This is a genomic window from Pseudoalteromonas luteoviolacea S2607 (assembly GCF_001625575.1).
In the GTDB taxonomy this organism is placed as follows: Bacteria; Pseudomonadota; Gammaproteobacteria; order Enterobacterales; family Alteromonadaceae; genus Pseudoalteromonas; species Pseudoalteromonas luteoviolacea_E.
This window is the reverse complement of sequence record NZ_AUXV01000067.1, coordinates 153221-175641: the sequence shown is the minus strand read 5'-3', so window position 1 is coordinate 175641 and position 22421 is coordinate 153221. Positions and strand designations below refer to the sequence as shown.

15 protein-coding genes and 1 tRNA gene are annotated in these 22421 nt (G+C 42.3%); 2 read left to right on the top strand and 14 right to left on the bottom strand.

The genetic code is table 11. From position 1 onward, the window contains the following. Window positions 1–6: 6 nt before the first annotated feature. From N480_RS20980 to N480_RS20970, 3 genes are all read right to left on the bottom strand, one after another. Entirely contained in the window at window positions 7–2604 is a 2598-nt protein-coding gene (locus N480_RS20980) for an SLBB domain-containing protein (RefSeq protein ID WP_063374392.1), read from the bottom strand. Window positions 2605–2730: 126 nt separating this feature from the next. Further along, entirely contained in the window at window positions 2731–3534 is an 804-nt protein-coding gene (locus tag N480_RS20975; RefSeq protein WP_063374391.1) for a DUF481 domain-containing protein, read from the bottom strand. Window positions 3535–3554: 20 nt separating this feature from the next. Continuing rightward, entirely contained in the window at window positions 3555–4370 is an 816-nt protein-coding gene (locus tag N480_RS20970) for a mechanosensitive ion channel family protein (protein ID WP_063374390.1), read from the bottom strand. Window positions 4371–4552: 182 nt separating this feature from the next. Here N480_RS20970 and N480_RS20965 point away from each other — a divergent pair. Continuing rightward, window positions 4553–4628: transfer RNA gene (locus N480_RS20965), tRNA-His, on the top strand. A 402-nt stretch (window positions 4629–5030) separates the two neighbouring features. Here N480_RS20965 and nagP read toward each other — a convergent pair. The 5 genes from nagP to secA all read right to left on the bottom strand — a co-directional run bounded on the left by nagP (window position 5031) and on the right by secA (window position 14813). After that, entirely contained in the window at window positions 5031–6332 is a 1302-nt protein-coding gene (gene nagP, locus N480_RS20960) for an N-acetylglucosamine MFS transporter NagP (protein ID WP_063374389.1), read from the bottom strand. Between the two features lie 281 nt (window positions 6333–6613). Continuing rightward, window positions 6614–9220: a family 20 glycosylhydrolase gene (locus N480_RS20955; protein ID WP_081231951.1), complete on the bottom strand. Its 2607-nt coding sequence runs from the start codon at window positions 9218–9220 to the stop codon at window positions 6614–6616. A 279-nt stretch (window positions 9221–9499) separates the two neighbouring features. After that, window positions 9500–11563, bottom strand: coding sequence for a M13 family metallopeptidase (locus N480_RS20950; RefSeq protein WP_063374388.1), 2064 nt, complete (start codon window positions 11561–11563; stop codon window positions 9500–9502). Between the two features lie 88 nt (window positions 11564–11651). Beyond that, on the bottom strand, window positions 11652–12044 hold the full coding sequence (mutT, locus tag N480_RS20945; RefSeq protein ID WP_063374387.1) for an 8-oxo-dGTP diphosphatase MutT: 393 nt from the start codon (window positions 12042–12044) through the stop codon (window positions 11652–11654). 60 nt (window positions 12045–12104) lie between these two features. Further along, window positions 12105–14813, bottom strand: a complete 2709-nt coding sequence (gene secA, locus N480_RS20940; protein WP_063374386.1) for a preprotein translocase subunit SecA — start codon at window positions 14811–14813, stop codon at window positions 12105–12107. 457 nt (window positions 14814–15270) lie between these two features. Between secA and N480_RS20935 the strand changes: the two genes are divergently transcribed. Further along, a complete protein-coding gene (locus N480_RS20935) occupies window positions 15271–15750 on the top strand; it encodes a DUF721 domain-containing protein (protein WP_063374385.1) in 480 nt (159 codons plus the stop codon). 47 nt (window positions 15751–15797) lie between these two features. On the opposite strand, the gene lpxC is transcribed toward N480_RS20935, so the two are convergent. The 6 genes from lpxC to murC all read right to left on the bottom strand — a co-directional run bounded on the left by lpxC (window position 15798) and on the right by murC (window position 22421). Beyond that, complete coding sequence (gene lpxC, locus N480_RS20930) at window positions 15798–16721, bottom strand: UDP-3-O-acyl-N-acetylglucosamine deacetylase (protein ID WP_063374384.1); 924 nt, start codon at window positions 16719–16721, stop codon at window positions 15798–15800. Between the two features lie 94 nt (window positions 16722–16815). Continuing rightward, complete coding sequence (gene ftsZ, locus N480_RS20925; RefSeq protein ID WP_063374383.1) at window positions 16816–18075, bottom strand: cell division protein FtsZ; 1260 nt, start codon at window positions 18073–18075, stop codon at window positions 16816–16818. Window positions 18076–18096: 21 nt separating this feature from the next. After that, complete coding sequence (gene ftsA / locus N480_RS20920; RefSeq protein WP_063374382.1) at window positions 18097–19329, bottom strand: cell division protein FtsA; 1233 nt, start codon at window positions 19327–19329, stop codon at window positions 18097–18099. Continuing rightward, window positions 19326–20105 carry a cell division protein FtsQ/DivIB gene (locus tag N480_RS20915; RefSeq protein ID WP_063374381.1) on the bottom strand — a complete coding sequence of 260 codons (780 nt, stop codon included), beginning with the start codon at window positions 20103–20105 and terminating at the stop codon, window positions 19326–19328. Before N480_RS20915 ends, ftsA begins: the two co-directional genes overlap by 4 nt. 1 nt (window position 20106) lies before the next feature. Continuing rightward, window positions 20107–21015, bottom strand: a complete 909-nt coding sequence (locus tag N480_RS20910; protein WP_063374380.1) for a D-alanine--D-alanine ligase — start codon at window positions 21013–21015, stop codon at window positions 20107–20109. After that, the gene (gene murC / locus N480_RS20905) at window positions 21012–22421 is read right to left on the bottom strand and encodes a UDP-N-acetylmuramate--L-alanine ligase (protein ID WP_063374520.1); all 1410 of its coding nucleotides are present in this window, start codon (window positions 22419–22421) and stop codon (window positions 21012–21014) included. Before murC ends, N480_RS20910 begins: the two co-directional genes overlap by 4 nt.

The window sequence follows — 22421 nt, the reverse complement described above, 5'->3', positions numbered from 1 at the left end:
CTCAACCTAGATCCTTGCAATCGCCGCGACACCAACACCCAATTGATAAAATATCTGAGTAGCGGTGCTCCAAAGAGTCAGATTATCCATGTGTGACGAGTCCATTGGCACAACTATTGTGTCTCCAGCTTCAAGTTCAAGGTGATTATTAACCGCAAACCAATTAGTGTAATTAGGTATGAATACAGCACCATTTGCTTTAATTACATATACCTTTTTCTCATCAGCACGATCTTTCATGCCACCACTCAAAGCGATATATTCCTCAATAGATACGCCCTGTTTAAACAAATGAGATGAGCTATAATTTACTTCACCAATAATTGATATAGAGTCTTGTTTACCAGGGATATACAAAGTATCACCATCCTGAAGTCTCAAAACTTCTCTACCACTTATAATATCTGGTAAGTCAATAACTAAACGGCCAAGAGCTTTAACGCTAGCTAAGTCTTTCAGCAATTTATCTGTCTCGTCATATGATAGTGAAGTATTTGAGCCAATCGATTTTTGAAAACTCTTTGATGCGATATCTTTTCTTAAATCTTCCGACAACTTTTGAAGCTGCTTTTCTTCTTGGCTTTTAATTGCTTCACGTGTAAAAATGGCAGCTCTTGGCTCAGCAAATTTTGTAATTCCGCCAGCCCTAGTTAAAACTTGCTCTAGGCTATCACCACGTTTTATGGTGTAAATCCCTGGAAATTTAACTTCGCCTTTTAATTGAACTTTATAACTTTCTTGCCAATTAGGTTGCCTTAGAATATTTAATATATCGCGGCTTGCTAAAAGCTTACCTTCATTTTTAGCTCTACTATCAATGTCGTTAATTTGGAAATGAAGCACTTCACCATTTGTCAGCCCACGTGTTACTTCGGCATACTCTGTAAATGCAGACTCCAATAGCCCCCCTGCAGCAGCCAGTGCGTCTCTTGCCGTTTTATTTTGCGACAATGGGTAAACCCCTGGGAACCTCACTTGCCCGTCAATCTCGAATATTGCGACAGGTTGTCCCGCAGTAGACTGGTGCTCTAATTTAGCAATAATTGGGGCAAGCAATTTAGCTCGACCAAATAATGTCGGTGTCGCTTTTTTGATATCACCATTAATCTCTGCAGTATTGACCTTCACTCCTGCAGAAATAATTTTCTTATTAAATTGCTCGCGCTCATACAAATGCCATAACTTCACCTGTTCCTGAAGCTCTTGTTCAGCAGCTGTCAGAGCCAAATTGCGAAGCGCATTCTCTTCTTTATGCAAATAGTTAAAACGACTAAATACATAAACCTCATCATTTTTCTGAAGACTAATTTTTTCCCCATTTAGGGCGTCTAGAATAGAGAACTGAATAATGTCAATTTGACCAAGTGCTCTCCCTTCTCGAACTATAATTGCATAGTTTAAGTCAGCTTGAGGGAGTAAATCAGCTTTGCTACTTTTAACCAACTGATCAAAGCTCAAATCTTCGTTCCATTGATAGTAACCAGGTCTAGAAACCGCACCGATTAGAGTAACTGAGTCAATTATGTCATTATTGACACTTTGTACTTTTATGACATCACCACCCTGTGGGAGATAATCAATTTGTTTTTTGCTAAAATCGACAGAGATTACTGATTTTTTTGCGTTATCCACTACACGCTTTATTTCAACTTGTTCTAAAAATGCATCTTCCTGAAACCCACCAAACATAGTTATCAGCGATTCAGCAGTTTCTCCATGCTTTAATTCAAAAATTGCAGGTCGTTTAATAAGCCCTTCAACGCTTACTTGAGGGCCAACGGACGGTATAAATACAACGTCACCAGACTGTAATGTAATATCTCCACTGCTATCACCTCTAAGTAATAGATCATAAAGATCAAGTTTGGCGACGCTTTTTCCTTTTCTTTTTACTTCAACATTTCTCAATGAAGCGATATCTGTTAAGCCACCACTTGCAAAAAGCGCATGTGTGACATTAGATAGCGGAGAAAGTATGTAGCTGCCGGGCTTATATGCTTCACCGACTACTAATACACGTAAGCTTCTCAACTCAGCGATAGAGACAAAGGCCTTTAGGCCAATTGCTTCGGTAGCTACTTTATTGTCAATAAGCTGTTTTAATTCTTTATAAGTTAATCCTGCAACATAAGCGGGTGAGAAATTTGGAATGCTTAAACGGCCTTCACGATCAATTTTTAATTCGTGAATAGCTGTTTCTTTGCCGTATAAACTAATGGAAACCACATCGCCACTTGCTAAAACATAATCATTTGGAACGGCAATTTGCTCAGTTGGCACAAAGCTTGTTGGCGTGCCAGCAAACAACTCATAGCCAAATGGCTTCAACTTTTTTTGGACTGGCTTTAAAGGTTCTTCTATTTCTATTTCAGCAGGGTTTCTTGGCTCGATACTTAACGGAGAGAGCTCCATATTACTTGCAGCATTGGTTTTAGTACCGGCTCCCAATACTGACAGGTCAATACCATATTGTTTCGCTAATGCCTCTTGCTGTGACTTAGGCAATTTTTTGAACTGTTCTATTTGCTCTGGTGTCGGTGAGAATGCACTAACAAAGGCACTAAACCCAAATAAAATTATTGCTAAAACACGCGTAAAAGACATCTAATTTGTATCCTGCTTGCCAAATATCCAAAAAAAGATTGCATATTCTACACGAGTTCTAGGAAATAGAAAAAGGGCTGACAGCCCTTTTTTTGTCATATCTTTGTTATATTCTGCGTCTATGTGTTAAAAACTGTAAACCAAGGTCAACGAGGTTTCCGTATCCGTTTTTTCTTTGCCTTCATCAACATCAGAATTATGGGTGATATTATACCCGACTTTCATTTGCAACGAACCGTTTATCTTTGTCAGTAATGCGGTTTCCGATACAGTTTTAGTGTTGGTATCACCATACTCTACTGCTATCAATTGTGTGAACTTAGCATTGTCTGATATCTGCCATTCGTAGTCGATCTTTCCAACGCCGATAACCTCGCTTTCAGTTTCTCCTGCTAACGATTTTCCGTCCGGCGTTGTTTCAGTGCTATCATCTTGGTATTCAAAGCGCTTTATACCAGGACCAATCTCGAAGTCTAAGTACATGTTGCTTTTACTTAACAATCTCAGGCCATAACCCACAGACAATACTGATTCACTTCTGTATGCGCCGAAGTAATCGGAAGCGTAAGAACCAGAAATAAACAAATGGCTGTGATCTTCAACTAGTTTATAGTTACCTTGAACAGATAGAGAGTACTTTTCATTAGTACGTTCTTTGACTTTTTCACCGTCGTCATTTTCAATTTCATCTTCTTTGAAAATGCCATCCAACTTATACTCGTTACGCCAACTTTCTAAATTGTGCTTAGCCTTAATCTCACCTTTGAGTGTTGTTGTTTCGGTATTACCGCTTGTGACAATTGCGCCCACTTCACTTGTGATGTCCCATACTTTTTCCTCTTTGGTAGAACTTTCAGAGCTTGCTTCAGCAGTTGCTACAAAAGAAGAAGTTGCTGTTAAAACGCAGAGAGAAACCAGTTTCATTTTCATTATAAAAGTAACCTTTATATTCAATCTTTTTGTAAATGCACATCCATTTGCGGATAAGGAATGTTAATGCCAGCGTCATCTAACGCCAGTTTGATGTTTTCCAACAAATCAAAATAAGTTGGCCAATAGTCACTGGTATTTACCCAAGGTCGTACAGCAAAATTAACGCTTGAATCTGCCAATGCCAAAACAGCTATAGTATAAGCTGGGTCTTTTAAAATTCGAGACTCTTTTTCAAGCACCTCTTGCAGTACTTTCTTCACGTGCTTAAGGTCAGAGTCATATCCTACGCCAATTACAAAGTCTATTCTGCGTGTCTTTTCTCGAGAATAGTTTACTATCGCACCTGACATGATTGATGAATTGGGTATTATAACAACTTTATTGTCTGGCGTTATCAATTCAGTAGAAAAAATCTCTATGCGTTGGACACTGCCCGATTGACCTGCTGCGTCAATATAATCACCAGACTTAAAAGGTCTCAATATAATAATCAACACACCTGAAGCAAAATTAGAGAGTGACCCTTGCAGCGCTAAACCCACTGCTAAGCCTGCTGCACCCAAAATAGCGATAAATGACGTTGTTTCAACACCCACTTGCGATAGTGCCATCAATAGGGTCGCCACAAAGACCAAGCTGTAAACAATGTTTGATACAAAAGTGCCGACCGCTTTATCTACTTTTCGTTTACTGATCGCCTTCTCTGTTAAAGACGCCGAAAACTTAGCCACCCTAATACCAATAAAGAAAATGATTAAAGCGATTACCCCTTGAATGAGGTAATGTGACAAGGTGTCCGAATTATTATTCAGCCAATCCATAAGTACTTCCATAAACTCTCCTATAAATTATTCTAAGCTATTAAGTTTAATTACAAAGTATGAATTTTAGCTGTCTCGACGAAAATTGCTGCAAATCTACTAAAAACAGTAAAAAAATAAAAAAAGGCTTTGCATTGTAAAAAAAGTTCTGTATTATGCGCGCCACACCACAAAGGTGTTACACGAAAATTGTGGCGGCTGTAGCTCAGTTGGTAGAGCCCTGGATTGTGATTCCGGTTGTCGTGGGTTCGAGCCCCATCAGTCGCCCCATCCCTCCTCTTGGTACTTCTCAAGAAAGCAAATAAAAAATTTATATCTTTGTATATCAAACGTTTATTTACAACTATCAAGTCTAAAAGTTTATCTTAATTCAAACAATTAATTCTATTGCAAATTTCCTCGGCATCAAAATGGCTACCCAGTTAAATGATTTTGTCTTGCGCAGACATAAAAATGTATGTACTCCCCTCAAAGCTTGTTTTAATCAAACTCGCCTATAGCGTCTGTTAATCGTTTTAAGCCGTGTGGGAGGCTCTCAAAGGCTGCTTTAACCTTTTTATTTGGCAATATCACTTGAAATCGCTTGGCGCGCAGTAACACGCACAAAAAAATGCCACCTTAAAGGTGGCATTACACACGGGATTATTTCTACTTTGAAATAGAAATTCTTGGTTACTTCCAGCTTCTCATTTTATGACCTTTCAAAGCGTAGAAGAGAATAAATATATAACTTGGGATCATGAGGCTATATGCGCCCTGTGCGCCTAATCCTGCCACATTTCCTAGCCCTATTAATAGCGGTCCAAGCGCACCACCGGCAATACCCATAATTAAAAGACCTGACGCAGTCCCAGTTAGGCGACCAAGCCCATCTAATGCCAGTGGCCAAATTGCTGGCCATACCATTGCGTTGGCAAAGCCTAATAGTGCGATACACAATAGCGGATCTGGTAGCTGAGGTCCACCAAAAGGAACCAGCAATACGTTAGAAATTGCAAAAGAAGCGTTATCACCCATAACAACAGCCAGTACAGTAATAATACCTGCGATCCCAGACATCACCAGTGCGCTCTGTTGCGACATAAAACGAGGAATTAATATAATACCAATTGCGTAACCCAAAAGCATACAGGCCATCGTATAAGAGGTCATGATTGAGTAATCAGCAATACCCAAATGCAATGCGTAAGAGCCGATAGTATCGGCAGCTATCACTTCAACGGCAACATATAGTGCGATACCAACAACGCCTAATACTAAATGAGGGTGTTGTAGCGCTTCTCTAAGCTCACCCTTAGAGGTTTTACCTTCTTCTTCAAAAACAAGATCAGGTAATGGGGCAAACTTCGCAAACAATGCAAATAGGAATATTAAGCCTGCAATCGCCAAGTAAGGTGCAATAAGGCTATTCGCCATCGCATCTTTTTGTTCTTGAGAAAGGCTTTCTCCACCTTGTACTACACCACTTACAACAACCGCGGCAAATACAATTGGTACGATTACGCCAGCCGATTTATTAAGTAGACCCATGATACATACACGAACCGCCGCCGACTTTTCAGATCCCATTTTGACAACATATGGATTAACAGCGGTTTGTAATACTGTTTGACCTACACCAATCAGCAACTGGGCAAGTAAGAATATTTCAATTGCCTGCATTTTTGCTGCGGGAATATATAACAACGCAGACAACGCCATAATCACACAGCCTACAGCCATACCATTCTTATAACCTACACGCTTTATTACCATCGCAGAAGGAATGCCTGCAATTGTCACAGCAATGTAAAATGAGGAAATAATAAACGATGCTTGTAATGGGGATAGTTCAAGCATCTGCTGTAAAAAAGGTGTAATAGCTCCATTCAGCCAGGTGATACACCCCAATATAAAAAACATAGAACCAGCCAGTGTCATTGGCAACCAGACACTCTGCTTCGCTTTTTCATTCATATCCACTGTTGCTTCCATAATACTCTTCTTGTTTGCAATTAAATTTTATTACAATTTTTGCAGATGGCTATGCAAGCCATCAGCTCTCAAAATTTTATTATTCTCTACCGATTCACTCGGTCAGTTTTTCAGCTGTAAGCTAAGGTCAAAGCACTGTCTTTGCTTCGCGCAGCACAAAAATGACAGCGCTGACATTTAACTTTACGTTAAAATCTACTTTATTACTAGTTAGAAATTATACTAAATAGTATTCAAAAAAGGGGCAAGCGCCCCTTAAACATTTAAAGAATTGTAAATATTCACTCTAATCCAGTGATGCGGCTATATTTTTTACCATCTAGTGTGGTTCTTAGTCGAACAGCTTGAGCATTTGTCACTGACATCGGACCTGTATACTCCTGCCAAGTACCGCCATTGTCGAAACTAACCTCAATCGTTAAGTATGCAAAAGCGCTGTTTGCTACAAGCATACCGTTTTCAACGATAGCACCAGGAACAGGTAAATTGACGTTCACTCCTGACTTGGTCAAACGGGTAAGCTCCTTTAACGCCAACGTTGCTGAAAACTCTTGCCAGTCTGCTGCTAAGGCCTTTTCATCACGTACTTCTGCCTCCCACTTAGCCTTGTGCCAAGCACGTTCTGCGACGGTTAACACCCGTGGAAACATCATCGCCATTACTTGCTCTTCAGTACGGATTGTTTCCGTCCATACCTGCCCTTGCATTCCAAGAATATTTTCAGGTCTTTCCAAGGCGGGTAATGGACGCCCGACGAGGGCTTCTAGGTTGTCAATCGACTCACCGTTTCTTGTAAAGTCAGCATTCGCATAAACATAATCAGGCATGTAACTAAACGCTTTTTTAGTGTCTGTGTAGCGTGCAGCCCAGTAATAACCGCGCTCTTCAGGGTGTGCCTCATAGGGGTGGTCAAAATATAAATGAGTGCCGTGAGACAGTATCACTTGATAACCATCATTGGCTAATCGATGGGCTCTGTCGGCTACACCCCACTCCCAAATATTATCCCAAACATTTGCCGTGAATACTTGATTAGGGAATTCATCACGTTTGAATGGGTTTACTCGGTCATACATTAGGCCATCTTCCCAAGCGCCTGGCGCGATGCCTCGCTTGGCAAAGATCTTTGCAACTCGTTGCGTAAAGTATGGTTTAAGATCTGCGGGTCCAGCTATACCATTATTGGCATCTTTAAATAGCGCCTGACAAGCCGGAGATTTGGCCCAAGAACCAGCCCCCACTTCATCACCCCCAAAGTGGAGGTTAGTTAGACGTGTGCCGGCTTCACGGTACATACCTTGAAGTTCATAAGTGACTTTTTCAATGAATGCGTATGTCGAGTCCATACATACATTGATTGAGTTATCTGTATAGTTTTGTACCGTTAAGTATTCTGATTTATCGTCAAGATCACTTAACAAGTAAGCACTTGCTTCCGTATCTTTACCCTGTTCTTTTAATCTGTAGTAGCGCGCTTCCATCGCTTTAATTGAAGCTCGAGCATGGCCTGGACCTTCAATCTCAGGGATAATATCGATGTGTCGTGCCTTCGCAAATTTCAACAGTTCAACAAAATCTTCCCTCGACAAATAACCATTACCAGAGCCTGATTTGAAAGGCCCAGTTCCAAGCTGAGTCAATAAACAGTTACGCTCTTGTAGATCAAAGCAGCGGTAGCCGCCAATTTCTGATAACTCTGGTAAGTCAGGGATCTCTACTCGCCACCCTTCATCGTCTGAAAAATGCCAGTGAAACTTATTCAACTTGTAACGTGCCATTTGTTCAACGAGCTTAAACAACGCATCTTTACCATGATAGTTACGTGCATTGTCATAGTGCATGCCTCGCCAACCGTAGCGCGGTGTATCTTCTATTTCGACATTTGGTATCTTAATCGTGCCACTTTGCTCGACAGGAAACAGTGACAATAAACTTTGAATACCATAAAACACACCGGCATTGTCTACACCGATGATTTCAATCTTATCATCATCCACTTCGAGCTTATAACTCCCTGAAGCGCTTAGAGAGTCGCTCCGATTATAGCCGTTCGATTCTACTTTTAAATAGATTGTCGGACTTTTACCAGCGTCGATATGATCAGGTTGCGCATCAAGCGATAGCCCGTGTGATTGTAAATCTTCTTTGAAGACAGCCACTTCAGATTTTAGTCTGCCGGCAAAACGAATTTGCCAATTGTTAGTAAGCTCCGCAACACCTCGATTAAAATCAACGCTATATGGCTTTGGAATAATGCGTTTTACAGCAGCCTCTTTATCTACCTTGATAGAGTTTAAATTGTGTTTATAGCGCCATGTTGCATTTGCCAGTGGAGAATAATCAAGCGGCTCATTATGACGCTTTAGTTGGTTTTCACGGCTAAATGGCGCAACAAAACTCTTCATATTTTCCGTATTTGTATTGGCAAAAATAGCAGGAGTTTGGCCACTAGCCACGATAAAAGCACGTGGCATGAAGTCTGTATAAGCTGCTATCCAAGCGGCTGCTTCAAATTCGACCTTAATTGAGTTGCTTGGAGAAAGGCCCTGAAAACCATCCGTCGGGACCAATCTATGCAAATCACCATTAATATGTTCTATTTTTAGCCCCACGGCTTCAGTTGTTTTTATTTTCCGAACCGAATGAATATAAATTTGCCAATCGCTTTTTCCTTTTGGAAGCGCGATATTTGAATGGTTTTCGAGAGACAGAGAGCCAATAAAGCTGCCAGCACCACCATGAAAGTTGTTTTCAACCGAAAATGTGAGTTGCGTATTTTGTGCAAAGGCATCTAGCTGTGATTGGGAAAGCGCCGCGTTTGCTCCAAGCGATGTGGCCATCAACGTTGTTGCAAATACTTGCGTCAGCATGTTTTTTCTAAAATTCATATCAGCTCCTATAGACTAAGCCCTGAAACCACATTTTAGCAAAAGCTCGCTTGTACTGCTGTACACACTTAATTGTACTGATCAGTGGTATTATTTTACACACCAAACAGGCTTTTGAAGGGCTTCGGAGAATAGTACTAACCAACTTATTGTTAGCTTTTCATCATATCGAAGAAAAAATGACAGCGCTATCAAATTTTAATAAAGCCCGTTTATTCCACAAAAAAACCTGCTCAAGCAATGCCCAAAGCAGGTTTTTTTATTGAAGAGATTACAACACTACCAGATTTTCACACGCTCTTCTGGCTTGATGTACATGCCATCGCCTTCTTTTACATCAAAGGCTTCATGAAACTGTGGCATATTCGACAAAATACCAATTACACGATATTGGCTAGGAGAATGAGAGTCTGTCATTAGACGATTTCTCAATTCTTCGTCTCGATATTCTCTACGCCAGATTTGAGCCCACCCCATAAAAAAGCGCTGCTCGCCCGTGTAACCGTCAATTTCTGGCGCATCTTGGCCATTTAATGATAATTGATATGCTTTTAGAGCAACCGTCAACCCACCCAAGTCACCAATATTTTCGCCTAACGTAAGTTTACCATTGACATGGGCGTCTTCAAAAGGCTTAAACTGGTCAAATTGTTGAATAAGCTTTTGTCCCCTCGCTTCAAATTGTGAAAGATCACTTTGTGTCCACCAATTTCGCAGGTTGCCATCGCCATCATATTTAGCCCCTTGGTCGTCAAAGCCATGACCTAACTCATGCCCTATTACAGCACCAATTGCACCGTAATTTACTGCGTCATCAGCTTCTAAATTAAAGAAAGGCGGTTGTAGAATTGCGGCCGGGAATACAATTTCATTATTAACTGGGTTGTAATAAGCATTGACTGTTTGCGGGGTCATATACCACTTAGAGCGATCTACTGGCTTGCCGACTTCACTAAGCATATCTTTATATGCCCACTCGTTATAACGCGCAAAATTACCCACTAAATCATCCGCACTGATTTCCAATTTTGAGTAATCGCGCCATTTATCGGGGTAACCTATTTTAGGCGTAAACTTATTTAGTTTTTCTTTAGCAGCCACCTTAGTTTCAGGACTCATCCACACTAGCTCATCGATTGATTGAGAAAATCCAGCAATCAGATTATCAACCATCTTGGTCATGCGTGCTTTCGCTTCAGGTGGGAAGTACTCTTTTACGTAGATTTTTCCAAGTAATTCGCCTAACACATCGTTACTGGCATCGACAGCTTGCTTCCAAGTTGGAGCTTGCTCCTCTACCCCTCTTAAGGTTTTACCATAAAACCCAAAGTGTAAATCAACAAGTTTGCGCTCAAGCAGCTCAGCATAATTGCTGGCGAAATGAAAAGTGAGATAATCACGCCATACATCTACATTACTTTGTTTAATCACTTCAGACAATGCGGTAAAGTATGTAGGTTGAGAGACGATAATCTCTTCTAAATCGGTTCCCAATGTATTTAAATATGCTTCGATATCAAAATCAGCGAGTTGCTTATTAAACTCTTTAACATTGAGTTTATTGTACGTTTTGGAAGCGTCTCGACTGTCTACTCGACTCCATTGAGCCTGAGCAATTTGTGTTTCTAATGCAATGATACCTTTAGCTGCTTCTTCTGCTTGCTTCTCATCATAGCCAAATTCGAACAATAGATTAGTTATATAAGCTTGATACTCAGCCCTAACGTTAACGAATTTCTCAGTATCTTTGAGGTAAAAGTCTCTATCCGGTAGACCTAGACCAGTTTGATACAAATAAAGTGCATTGACACTAGAGTTTTTGGCATCATTATTCACGTACCACGCCATGGGCGTTGTGCCCCCTTGCATGAGCACTTTTGCCATTAATTGAGGAAGCTGTGATTTATCTTTTAATTCGCGAATAGGTTCCAAATAGTCATTTAGCGCAGCAACACCAAGCTCTTCTCGTGCCAACTCGTCAGTATAACTTTTGTAGAAAGCACCCAGCTTATATTCGTCGCTGTCTGGCCTAGCGTTACTATTATTTGCAGCACTTTCCAAAATAACACGCAGCGCTTTTTGCGACTCATCATACAATTCGGTAAACGAGCCATAATTAGATTTGTCCGCTGGGATTTCTGTTTTTTCAAACCACTTGCCATTTACATGATAGTAAAAGTCGTCTTGAGGGCGAATTGAATGATCGATGTTTTCTAGTTCAATGCCAGAGTTAAGGGATTGTTGTTGCGTAACGGCCTGTGGTGCTTCTGTTTTTGGCTGCTCACTGCACCCAACTAAACCAAGCGCCAAAGCGATACCAAATGCAGCATATGATTTGCGCATATTATTGACTCCATACTTTATATACACAAATCATACCCTGCTCACTGAAGTTTTTACAACTTGCAGTGAAAACAATTGTAACGGCTTATTAAAATGTCGATAGCGCCTCAATAATCGCAATATTTGCTTTTGGAAACTCGAGGTTTTTTAGTTCGTTATAGTCCACCCATTGACTTGGTTGACCTTCTAATCCACTCGGTCTTCCAGAAAACTGATCAACTACATGGACATGCAAACACACCTGTTTGTCTCCGTAATCATGCTCAATTGTTAGCAAATGCTTGGAGTCCGTCACTTGAATGCCAATCTCTTCTGATAATTCACGCTGCAAAGCAAGCTCAATACTTTCCCGAGGCTCAACTTTGCCGCCAGGGAACTCCCACAGCCCCCCTTGGTGTTGCTCTTCTGAGCGTTTACACACAAAATATTTGCCTTGTTCGTAGATAACGCCAACGGCCACGTTCACGACTTTTTTGGTCATTTTTGATCCTCATAAAAAAAGCGACACAAGGCCGCTTTAGTAATGCTTATATATTTCTAATTAGCTAAGCTTGCCACAACACTGCTTGTACTTTTTACCAGAACCACATGGACACGGCTCATTTCGACCGACTTTAGGTTCCGCACGTGCTGCTACTGCAGCTCCTTGAGGTGCTTCACCGCCAACCTTTTCAGCTTCTTCATGCTGGTATTGCTTTGGAACTTGCTCACTACGACGATGTTGCTCTTCTACCTTCTCAACATCTTCCTCTGCGCGAACCTGTACTTTGCTAAGTACACCAACAACGTCAACTTTTAGAGTCTCAAGCATATTAGAAAATAGTTCGAAAGACTCTCGCTTATATTCCTGTTTAGGGTTCTTTTGAGCATAGCCACGAAGGTGAATACCTTGACGCAAATGATCCATTGCAGCTAAGTGATCTTTCCAGTGTTGATCCAAACTTTGTAGCATAACGGCTTTCTCGAAGTGGCGTAGTACCTCAGCACCAACCTGCTCTTCTTTTTGCTTATATGCAGCTTCAGCTTCTTCAACAATGCGTTCTCTAAGAGACTCTTCATAAAGCTTGCTGTCTTCCTCAAGCCACTTTGCAATAGGCATCTCTAACAGTAAATCTGATTTTAAGCGCTCTTCTAGGCCTGGAATATCCCACATTTCAGCTAAGCTTTGTGGCGGAATAAAGCGGTCGATAATTCCGTTCACAACATCGCTGCGAATAGCATTAACCGTCTCTGAAATATCACCTTCTTCCAATAGTTCGTTACGTTGCTCATAAACAACGCGACGCTGGTCATTGGCAACATCATCGTACTCTAGTAGCTGTTTACGAATATCGAAGTTACGCGCTTCTACTTTACGCTGCGCATTTTCAATTGCACGGTTTACCCATGGATGTTCAATTGCTTCACCACGTTGCATACCGAGTTTACGCATCATTGTTGTCATGCGCTCACCAGCAAAAATACGCATTAGAGCGTCATCCATAGACAAATAGAAGCGGCTTGAACCAGCATCACCCTGGCGGCCTGAACGACCACGCAGCTGATTATCAATACGACGCGACTCGTGTCGTTCAGTACCGATTATGTGCAGGCCACCGGCTTCTAATACCTTATCGTGTAGCTCTTTCCACTTCGCTTTCGCGTCTTCAATTTGCGCTTCAGTTGGGTTTTCTATCTTAGCAATGTCGTTTTGCCAGTTACCGCCCAACATAATGTCTGTTCCACGTCCAGCCATGTTAGTCGCGATAGTAACATATCCTGGTAGACCAGCATCGGCGATAATATCAGCCTCTTGAGCGTGGAATTTGGCATTAAGCACATTGTGCTCAATTTTTTCTTTGCGTAAGAAGTGCGACAGATATTCAGAGCTTTCAATTGAAATCGTACCAACCAGTACAGGCTGACCACGTTCTTGACAGTCTCGAATATCAGCCAAAATAGCTTCAAACTTCTCTTCTTGCGTCAGATAAACTAAATCTGCACGATCATCACGGATCATCGGCTTGTTAGTTGGTATAACAACGGTATCTAGACCATAGATAGATTGAAACTCAAACGCTTCAGTGTCAGCTGTACCAGTCATACCTGACAATTTGTCATACAATCGGAAGTAGTTTTGGAATGTAATCGAGGCCAATGTCTGGTTCTCGTTTTGAATGCGTACACCTTCTTTTGCTTCAACAGCTTGGTGCAGGCCCTCAGACCAACGGCGGCCTTCCATTGTACGACCAGTGTGTTCATCAACAATGATAACTTCATTGTCTTTGACAACGTAATCAACGTCTTTTTGATACAGCTTATGAGCTCTCAGTGCTGCATAAACATGGCTCAATAAAGTAATATTGCCCGCTGAATATAAAGAGTCATCTTCTTCTATCAGGCCGTGCTTAATAAGCAACTCTTCTACTTTGACCTGACCGCGTTCAGTCAAATGCGCTTGCTTAGATTTTTCGTCGATTGTGTAGTCGCCATCGCCCTCTACACCCTCTTCATCTTCTTTTTCTTGCTGAACTAACTCAGGTACTATTTTGTTTATTTGAGTATAAAGTTCAGAGCTATCTTCAGCTGGGCCTGAAATAATAAGTGGCGTTCTAGCTTCATCTATAAGAATTGAATCCACTTCATCCACAACTGCATAATGTAATGGACGCTGAACACGCTCTTCAATACTGAAAGCCATATTGTCACGCAGATAGTCAAAACCAAACTCATTGTTGGTTCCGTATGTGATATCTGCCGCGTAAGCTTCTTTTTTCTGAGCCGGCATCATTCCTGGTATATTACAACCTACCGATAGACCCAAGAATTCAAATAGGGGGCGGTTATTTTCGGCATCTCGTTTGGCAAGGTAATCATTGACCGTAATGACGTGTACGCCTTTCCCTGTTAATCCATTTAGATATGCAGGCAATGTCGCTGTCAGAGTTTTACCTTCACCTGTACGCATCTCAGAAATGCGTCCTTGATGCAGCACCATGCCGCCTATCATTTGGACGTCAAAGTGACGCATTTCAAAGACTCGTTTTGATGCTTCACGAACAGTAGCGAATGCTTCAGGAAGTAATTCGTCTAAGCTGGTTCCCTGCTCAAATCTTTGTCTAAACTCTGCTGTTTTTGCTTTTAGTTGTTCATCAGATAGCTTGCTATACTGCTCTTCTAAAGCATTAACTAAAGCGACCGTCTTGCGTAAATTTTTGATCATCCGGTCGTTACGGCTACCAAAAATTTTGGTAAAAATTTTAGTTATCATGTTTAAACCATTTCAATCTTATATTTGTAAGCCCGTGCATTCGCGAATTCCAATAGGCTTACTAGTCCTGTTGGCGACAAAGTCGAATTTGTGCTGTGTGCCGAGTATAAATTTATGCCCTATCATACCAGACTATGCGCATCTGCAAACCACCAAAGCGAAAACTGTTCCTATTTAATAAAATATGCCCAGCGAGCTTATTTGAAAACACTCTAGTATTCGCGTCATTTCCCGTAATCATACATCAGAGATATGACGTTAATGTTCGATGATTAGCATAATATGGGGGCTACCAACTCCGAGTTCAAGTGTACGGCATTCGCTCAACTCCTAGCTAGTAAAATTTGCAGCTATGTTTTGAAGCACTATATAATAAAGACCAAAGCAGTAAAGTTCCCCGTTTGTCGCAGGGGAATATTTAAATTAAGAGACTAACCATTGAGTTTAAGGGTGAGCCATGGCGAAAAATCGATTTAACCCAAAGCCTTTGTCAGAGCTAGCACCCAAATGGTCAGATAAATTGTCTAACTATGTCGAAAAAGCACAGGACATCAATTCACTGCAAGCACCGTTAGCGCAAGCGTTGGGACCAATTCTGAGTAAGAAATGCCGCGTTGCAAACTATGCACAAGGTACTTTGTATATTGAAGCATCTTCAGCAACGTTAGCGACTCGGTTAGGTTATTTAAAAATGGAGATTTTATCTGCGTTTAGGCAGTCAGGTTTACATGATTGCGGCCAGATTAAAATTACATCAAACCCTGAGGCGCAGCAGCGTTTACAACGAGTCACGGAACCTTCCTCTGCGCCCAAAAATAACCCGGGCTTGAGTCAAGCAACCGCCAACCAATTATCTCAACTTGCCGAAAATGCTCCGCCAGGGTTGAGAGAAAAGCTGTTAAAGCTTGCCAGCCACAATCGAAGCAATAAAAATTGAATGAAAAAACTCAGAGCAAAAAAAATGACGCTTCCGCGTCATTTTTTTTATACTGTAGCAAGCTGTTGACCAGCTTCTAATCCAGGAGCTGGCATGGTTACCGGCTCATCAAATGTGACCCACTCCCAAGCACTTTCATTAGCCATAATTTCGCGCAGTAATTTGTTATTCAGGCCATGGCCTGATTTATAGCAAGTCACTTTGCCAAGAATGTTATGGCCCGTCATAAATAGGTCGCCGACGCAATCAAGGATCTTATGTTTTACGAACTCATCTTTATATCTTAAGCCGTTTGGATTCAAAACCTTAAAATCATCCAGTACTACCGCATTATCCATACTTCCACCTAGTGCAAGATTATTAGCATGCATGTACTCAATGTCTTTCATAAAGCCAAAAGTACGCGCTCTACTGATTTCTTGAGTGAAACTTTGAGCAGTAATATCTAGTCCAATACGCTGACGACTGGCATTGATAGCTGGGTGGTCAAAGGCAATTTCAAAATCGATATGGAAGCCATCATAAGGCTCTATCTCTGCCCACTTGTCTCCGTCTTCAACACGCACTTTTTCTTTAATGCGGATGAAGCGTTTAGCAACATTCAATTCAGCAATGCCGCCTTTCTGAAGCAAATAAATAAATGGTAATGCACTACCATCCATAATTGGGACTTCAGCACTATCAAGCTCAACAATTAAGTTATCTATTCCTAAAGCAGCAACAGCTGCAATCAAATGCTCTGTCGTTGATAGGCGAACACCATCTTTATTTGTTAAACAAGTACATAATTGCGTATCACCCACAGCTTCAGGGGTTGTCTCGAAATCGACAACAGGGTCTAGATCTACGCGACGAAATACAACACCTGTATTTGCGCTCGCAGGTCGGAGAGTGATCGTGACCTTTTCACCTTTGTGTAAACCTACACCTGTGGCTTTAACAACTTCTGCAATTGTACGTTGTTTAATCATATATTCGCCCACTTTAAGTTAGATAGACGGCGGAGTGTATCACAAATTGCGCACCCTGCCAATTGTCTATTTTTTATTCTGGTTTAACTACTTATTAATCTGACTGCTTTCTTAAGAAGGCAGGAATGTCAAAGTAGTCGCCTTTTTCTTTATCACCAGTATCTTTTGCTACGCTCTCTGAATCTTTTGGTGTTTTCACACCTTGTTCTCCAGCGATGCTAGCACCCGTATCGGCGCCGCCTTGTGCTTCTACAGGTTTATTGCCTGCACCACCAAAGCTTGGAATCGTTTCTTCACTAATAAAACCAGGTCCATTTGTACCTGTACCTTTACCAGTGCTAACCTGACCCGAGAAACCCTGAAGGCCATTGTCAACGATACCAAACTGCGGCTTGCGCTCACCACCAAGTCCCGTTGCAACAACTGTCACTCTCAGTTCATCACTCATTTCAGGATCTATGACAGCACCCACAACTACCGTTGCATTTTCCGAAGCGAGCGCTTTCACATGATTGCCAACAACTTCAAATTCTTCGATAGTAATATCCATACCAGCAGTAATGTTGACCAAGATACCTTTTGCACCAGTCAAATCTACATCTTCAAGTAATGGACTTGAAATAGCAGCTTCTGCCGCTTCTTGTGCACGGTCTGGGCCAGATGCTGCTGCTGTGCCCATCATGGCAGTACCCATTGCTGACATCACAGTTCTTACATCAGCAAAGTCGACGTTAATCAAACCTGAACGAGTGATAAGCTCCGCTATACCTTGTACTGCGCCGTAAAGCACGTCATTTGCTTTAGCGAAGGCATCTAATAATGTAGTACCTTTGCCTAAAACCTTCAGTAACTTGTTGTTAGGAATTGTTATAAGTGAGTCTACAATTTCTGACAATTCACCAATCCCATGGTCAGCAGCTGCCATGCGCTTCTTGCCTTCCAAATCAAAAGGACGAGTCACAACAGCCACAGTCAAAATGCCTAGCTCTTTCGCTACGCGCGCAACTACAGGAGCAGCACCAGTACCAGTGCCCCCTCCCATTCCTGCTGCGATGAAAACCATATCTGCACCTTCAAGGCTCGCTTTTATCGTTTCAACATCTTCTTCAGCAGCTTTTTTACCGACTTCTGGGTTTGCACCCGCGCCTAGACCCTGAGTAATTTGCGTGCCTAATTGCACTGTTACATCTGCTGACGACTTTCGTAGCGCCTGTGCATCTGTGTTAGCAACAATAAAGCGCACACCTTCTATTTCTTGTTTTACCATGTGCTCGACCGCGTTGCCTCCACCGCCGCCGACACCAATTACTTTAATTACGGCCTCTTCGCCGTGTTGTTCCATAATATCAAACATCTTCACTCTCCGACTTGAGCTTTAAAACTCACCTTGGAACCATTTAGTAACTCGGCTCCACCAACCTTCTTCGGCATCAACTTTCGCCTTTTGTGCATTTTTGGCTTGCAGCGTTCGGCCGTATTGTAACAAACCTACCGCTGTTGCATATGCCGGATCATCAACATAATCAGTTAATCCTGTGATCCCAACAGGGTTTCCTATCCTTACTGGCATTTGGAAAATGTCTTCAGCCACTTCCAAAGCCCCTTTCATTTTGGCGCTACCACCTGTTAAAACAACGCCAGCCGCGATTTGGTCTTCAAAACCAGAGCGGCGAATTTCTTCTTGAACAAGTTCAAATAATTCTCTGAATCTGGGTTCAACAACCTCAGATAAAGTATGCCTTGACATAATTCTTGAAGGGCGACCACCTACACTTGGTACTTCAATTGTCTCCTCCGCACTGGCCATTTGACTACTTGCAAACGCATATTGTACCTTCAAAGACTCTGCATGTGAGATAGGTGTTCTAAATATTTTTGCAATATCGCCTGTTACTTGGTTACCAGCTACTGGAATCACTGCTGTATGGCGTAATGCGCCGTTCACGTATATTGCGATATCCATCGTACCGCCACCGAGATCGACAACTGCAACACCAAGCTCTTTTTCGTCTTCAGTTAATACTGAGTAACACGAAGCTAATGCAGTAAAAGTAAGTTGGTCTACATCAAGCCCGCAACGCTCAACACATTTCTCAATGTTTTTTGCCATATCGTTAGAGCAGGTGATGATATGCGCTTTGGCCTCCATTCTCACACCACTCATGCCGAGCGGGTTTTTAATCCCTTCTTGCATGTCGATACTATATTCTTGCGGGAGCGAGTGCAGCATCTTCCGCTCTGCAGAGATCGGCACAGAACGCGCAATGTGGATCACATTGGCAATGTCATCATCTGTCACCTCGGCGTTATTAATGGCTACTACGCCACTTTCGTTTTGGCATTGGATGTGCTTTCCAGAAATGCCTAAGTACACTGAACTAATGCGACAATCAGCCATTAATTCTGCTTCATCAATCGCGCGTTTAATCGAGTCAGATACCAAGTTAAGGTCGTTTACGCCACCCTTGTCCATACCGTGCGCTACTTGGTTGCCAACGCCAACAATACTTAACTGATTATCCGGTGTGATCTCACCCACTGTAGCAACAACTTTCGCTGTCCCCACATCTAGCCCTATCACTAAGTTTCTTTCTGCTGACTTGGTCATGCTTTACTCTTTTCTTTATGTTCTTGTGTCTGGGGGTATCTCCAACTTACCGCCAGCCCTGTATCATATCGCAAATCGATCACATCGAGCAGGGCCCCTTCTGGGCGCTGTAACAATGGATACACATCGATGAACCGTTGCACTCTTTTTGCTTTTTCTTCTCGACCTAAATTAAGCTTAATGCCACTTTTCAACCACAGTTGCCAAGCAAACCGCTCAGACAAAGCCAAGCTGGTTAATTCAAATGAGTTGACAGCCAGCATTTCTTTCAGCTGTAAAAACGTTTCCCAGGCCTCTTTCTCACTGCCTTCAGGGCCATAAAGTTGTGGTAACCCATCTGGTAATTTATTGCTACTCGCTTGGAAAATAAACCCGCTTTCATTGAGCAACGAGTCGCTGTTCCAAAACGCCACAGGTGTGTGCTCTGTGACATAAATTTGTATCGTATCCGGCCATTGCTTGCGTACTGATACAGATGCAACCCACGGCAAAGACTTTACTGAAGCCTGAACCGTCTTAACATCCAGTTTAAAGAAGCTTCTCAGATCAGCTTCGCTAATCGCTGCAACTATTGCCTGCTCACTGGTATAGTACGGTTCCCCTAATACGGTTAGCGTTTTAATTTGCGCATCCCTATGTTCAACTAGCCAATCACTCACCCAGTAAAAACTGCGTGACAACACCAATAAAACACACAAGAAAAAGCTCATACCCAGTATTATGGACCAATTCAAGGTCCTAAGGTTTAATATGGCTTTTTGCAAATTTTGGCGCATCTTAAACTGTTTGCTCCAAAATACGAATAACTAACTGGTCAAATGTCATCCCTTCGACTTTGGCAGCTTTAGGAACTAATGACGTCTCGGTCATCCCAGGCACTGTATTGACTTCTAGCAAATAAAATTGACCATTTATATCTTGCATCGCGTCGACGCGGCCCCACCCCGTCGCCCCCACCAGCTCAAATGCATGACTCGCCATGACTTGCAATTGCTCTGCAAAAGCCAAGCTTATATCGGCTGGGCAAATATACTCGGTGGTATTTTCTTTATATTTCGCTTCATAGTCGTAAAAACCGCGTGGAGTGCGCATTTCTATGACAGGTAAAGCCTTACCATCTAGCACAGCCACTGTAAATTCACGCCCTTCGATCCACTGTTCGACAAGCACCTGGCTATCAAATTTAAAAGCATTACTAAGCGCTTCAGTCAGAGTAACTTCATCATCAGCTCTGGCCATGCCAACACTTGAACCTTCATGACTGGGTTTTACCATTACAGAACCCAACTCTTTGATAATTGCTTTGGCGTCAAACCCGCTTTGCTTGTCAACAACAGCATACTTTGCCGTGCTCAATTTGGCCGATTGGAATAAATGCTTACATCTAATTTTGTCCATTGCCAACGCACTGCCTAAGACACCACTGCCGGTGTAAGGAATGCCCATAAATTCCAAAGCCCCTTGCACAGTGCCATCTTCTCCACCACGACCATGCAAGGCGATAAATACTCTTTCTATTCCTAGGGTTTTAAGATCCCATATATTGCGCTGCGCAGGATCAAAGGCAATTGCATTCACACCTTCACGTTTCAAAGCGTCCAACACCGCTTCACCCGAAGCTAAGGAGACTTCTCGTTCGGCTGAACTACCACCCAACAAAACAGCTACTTTACCAAACTTGCTCATAAACTTTCTGACCTCAGCTTTTCTGTTGATAGCTCCGTCGCTGCTAACTTTTTCACAATTTGACCGATGTTACCTGCTCCCTGGGTGATCACTAAATCGTTATCTTGGATCACATCCGCAAGCACGCTAAATAGCTCGCTATGATCTGCGACGTGAATAGGTTCAACTCCTCGTTGTCTCAAGCTGCGACATAGCGCCTTACTATCCGCACCAACAATCGGACTCTCACCTGCACTATACACATCTAATAATATGAGCTGGTCCACCTCTGAAAGCACTTTAACAAACTCTTCATACAGGTCTCTTGTTCTAGTGTATCTATGCGGCTGGTACAACATAACTAACCTTTTGTCTGGCCACCCGGCTCTAGCTGCGTCAATAGTAACGGCAACCTCAGACGGGTGATGGCCGTAATCGTCAACTAACATTGCACTGCTATCTTCACGGCTAAACGTTCCATAGTGCTGGAAGCGACGTCCAATGCCAGCAAAATCCTGTAATGCAGTTTGAATAGCAATGGTTTCGATCTCATGATCCTTGGCTATCGCAATTGCTGCTGTCGCGTTTAATGCATTGTGTTTACCAGGCATATTGAGCTGAATATCTATACTTGAGCCTGACTTATGTAACACCGTAAAACGGCAACTGCCTACTTCTTGGACGTAGTCAGTCAAACGATAGTCCGCATCTTCGCTCTCACCGTATGTGATTGTCGGCCTTGCAAAGCGCGGAAGCAACTCACGTACAACTGGAGAATCGATACACACCACAGCTAAACCATAAAACGGTAAATTGTGAATAAATTCTATGTAGGTATCTTTAAGCTTTTCAAAATCTCCGCCATATGTATCCATGTGGTCAGCTTCAATATTGGTAATAACAGAAGCCATTGGCTGAAGATGTAAAAAAGAGGCATCGCTTTCATCTGCTTCTGCGATTAGTACATCGCTTGTACCAACTTTCGCATTGCTGCCCGCACTATTAAGCAGACCACCGATAATAAAGGTCGGGTCGAGCTTAGCTTCAGCGAAAATACTGGCCACTAAACTCGTTGTTGTTGTTTTTCCGTGGGTTCCAGCAACAGCAATACCATGTCTAAAACGCATCAATTCAGCCAACATCTCAGCGCGCCTTACAACCGGCGTGCGTGCCTGCTTGGCAGCAATGATTTCTGGGTTAGTCATATCAATAGCGCTAGATACAACCACAACATCAGCATCTTTAACGTTGTTGGCATCATGGCCAATAAATATTTCCGCGCCAACTTTCAATAACCTTTGCGTCATCGCGTTCTGAGCAATATCAGAGCCTGTGATTCGATAACCTTCATATGCCAAAACTTCTGCAATACCGCCCATACCGGCACCACCAATTCCAATAAAGTGGATGGTGTTAATTCGTCTCAT

What these genes read in the sequence shown, in the direction of transcription:
- N480_RS20970 (WP_063374390.1), bottom strand. Translation starts at nt 4,370, where the DNA reads ATGGAAGTACTTATGGATTGGCTGAATAATAATTCGGACACCTTGTCA.
- N480_RS20975 (WP_063374391.1), bottom strand. Translation starts at nt 3,534, where the DNA reads ATGAAAATGAAACTGGTTTCTCTCTGCGTTTTAACAGCAACTTCTTCT.
- nagP (WP_063374389.1), bottom strand. Translation starts at nt 6,332, where the DNA reads ATGGAAGCAACAGTGGATATGAATGAAAAAGCGAAGCAGAGTGTCTGG.
- N480_RS20950 (WP_063374388.1), bottom strand. Translation starts at nt 11,563, where the DNA reads ATGCGCAAATCATATGCTGCATTTGGTATCGCTTTGGCGCTTGGTTTA.
- N480_RS20955 (WP_081231951.1), bottom strand. Translation starts at nt 9,220, where the DNA reads ATGAATTTTAGAAAAAACATGCTGACGCAAGTATTTGCAACAACGTTG.
- ftsA (WP_063374382.1), bottom strand. Translation starts at nt 19,329, where the DNA reads ATGACCAAGTCAGCAGAAAGAAACTTAGTGATAGGGCTAGATGTGGGG.
- ftsZ (WP_063374383.1), bottom strand. Translation starts at nt 18,075, where the DNA reads ATGTTTGATATTATGGAACAACACGGCGAAGAGGCCGTAATTAAAGTA.
- N480_RS20910 (WP_063374380.1), bottom strand. Translation starts at nt 21,015, where the DNA reads ATGAGCAAGTTTGGTAAAGTAGCTGTTTTGTTGGGTGGTAGTTCAGCC.
- murC (WP_063374520.1), bottom strand. Translation starts at nt 22,421, where the DNA reads ATGAGACGAATTAACACCATCCACTTTATTGGAATTGGTGGTGCCGGT.
- N480_RS20915 (WP_063374381.1), bottom strand. Translation starts at nt 20,105, where the DNA reads ATGCGCCAAAATTTGCAAAAAGCCATATTAAACCTTAGGACCTTGAAT.
- secA (WP_063374386.1), bottom strand. Translation starts at nt 14,813, where the DNA reads ATGATAACTAAAATTTTTACCAAAATTTTTGGTAGCCGTAACGACCGG.
- N480_RS20935 (WP_063374385.1), top strand. Translation starts at nt 15,271, where the DNA reads ATGGCGAAAAATCGATTTAACCCAAAGCCTTTGTCAGAGCTAGCACCC.
- N480_RS20980 (WP_063374392.1), bottom strand. Translation starts at nt 2,604, where the DNA reads ATGTCTTTTACGCGTGTTTTAGCAATAATTTTATTTGGGTTTAGTGCC.
- mutT (WP_063374387.1), bottom strand. Translation starts at nt 12,044, where the DNA reads ATGACCAAAAAAGTCGTGAACGTGGCCGTTGGCGTTATCTACGAACAA.
- lpxC (WP_063374384.1), bottom strand. Translation starts at nt 16,721, where the DNA reads ATGATTAAACAACGTACAATTGCAGAAGTTGTTAAAGCCACAGGTGTA.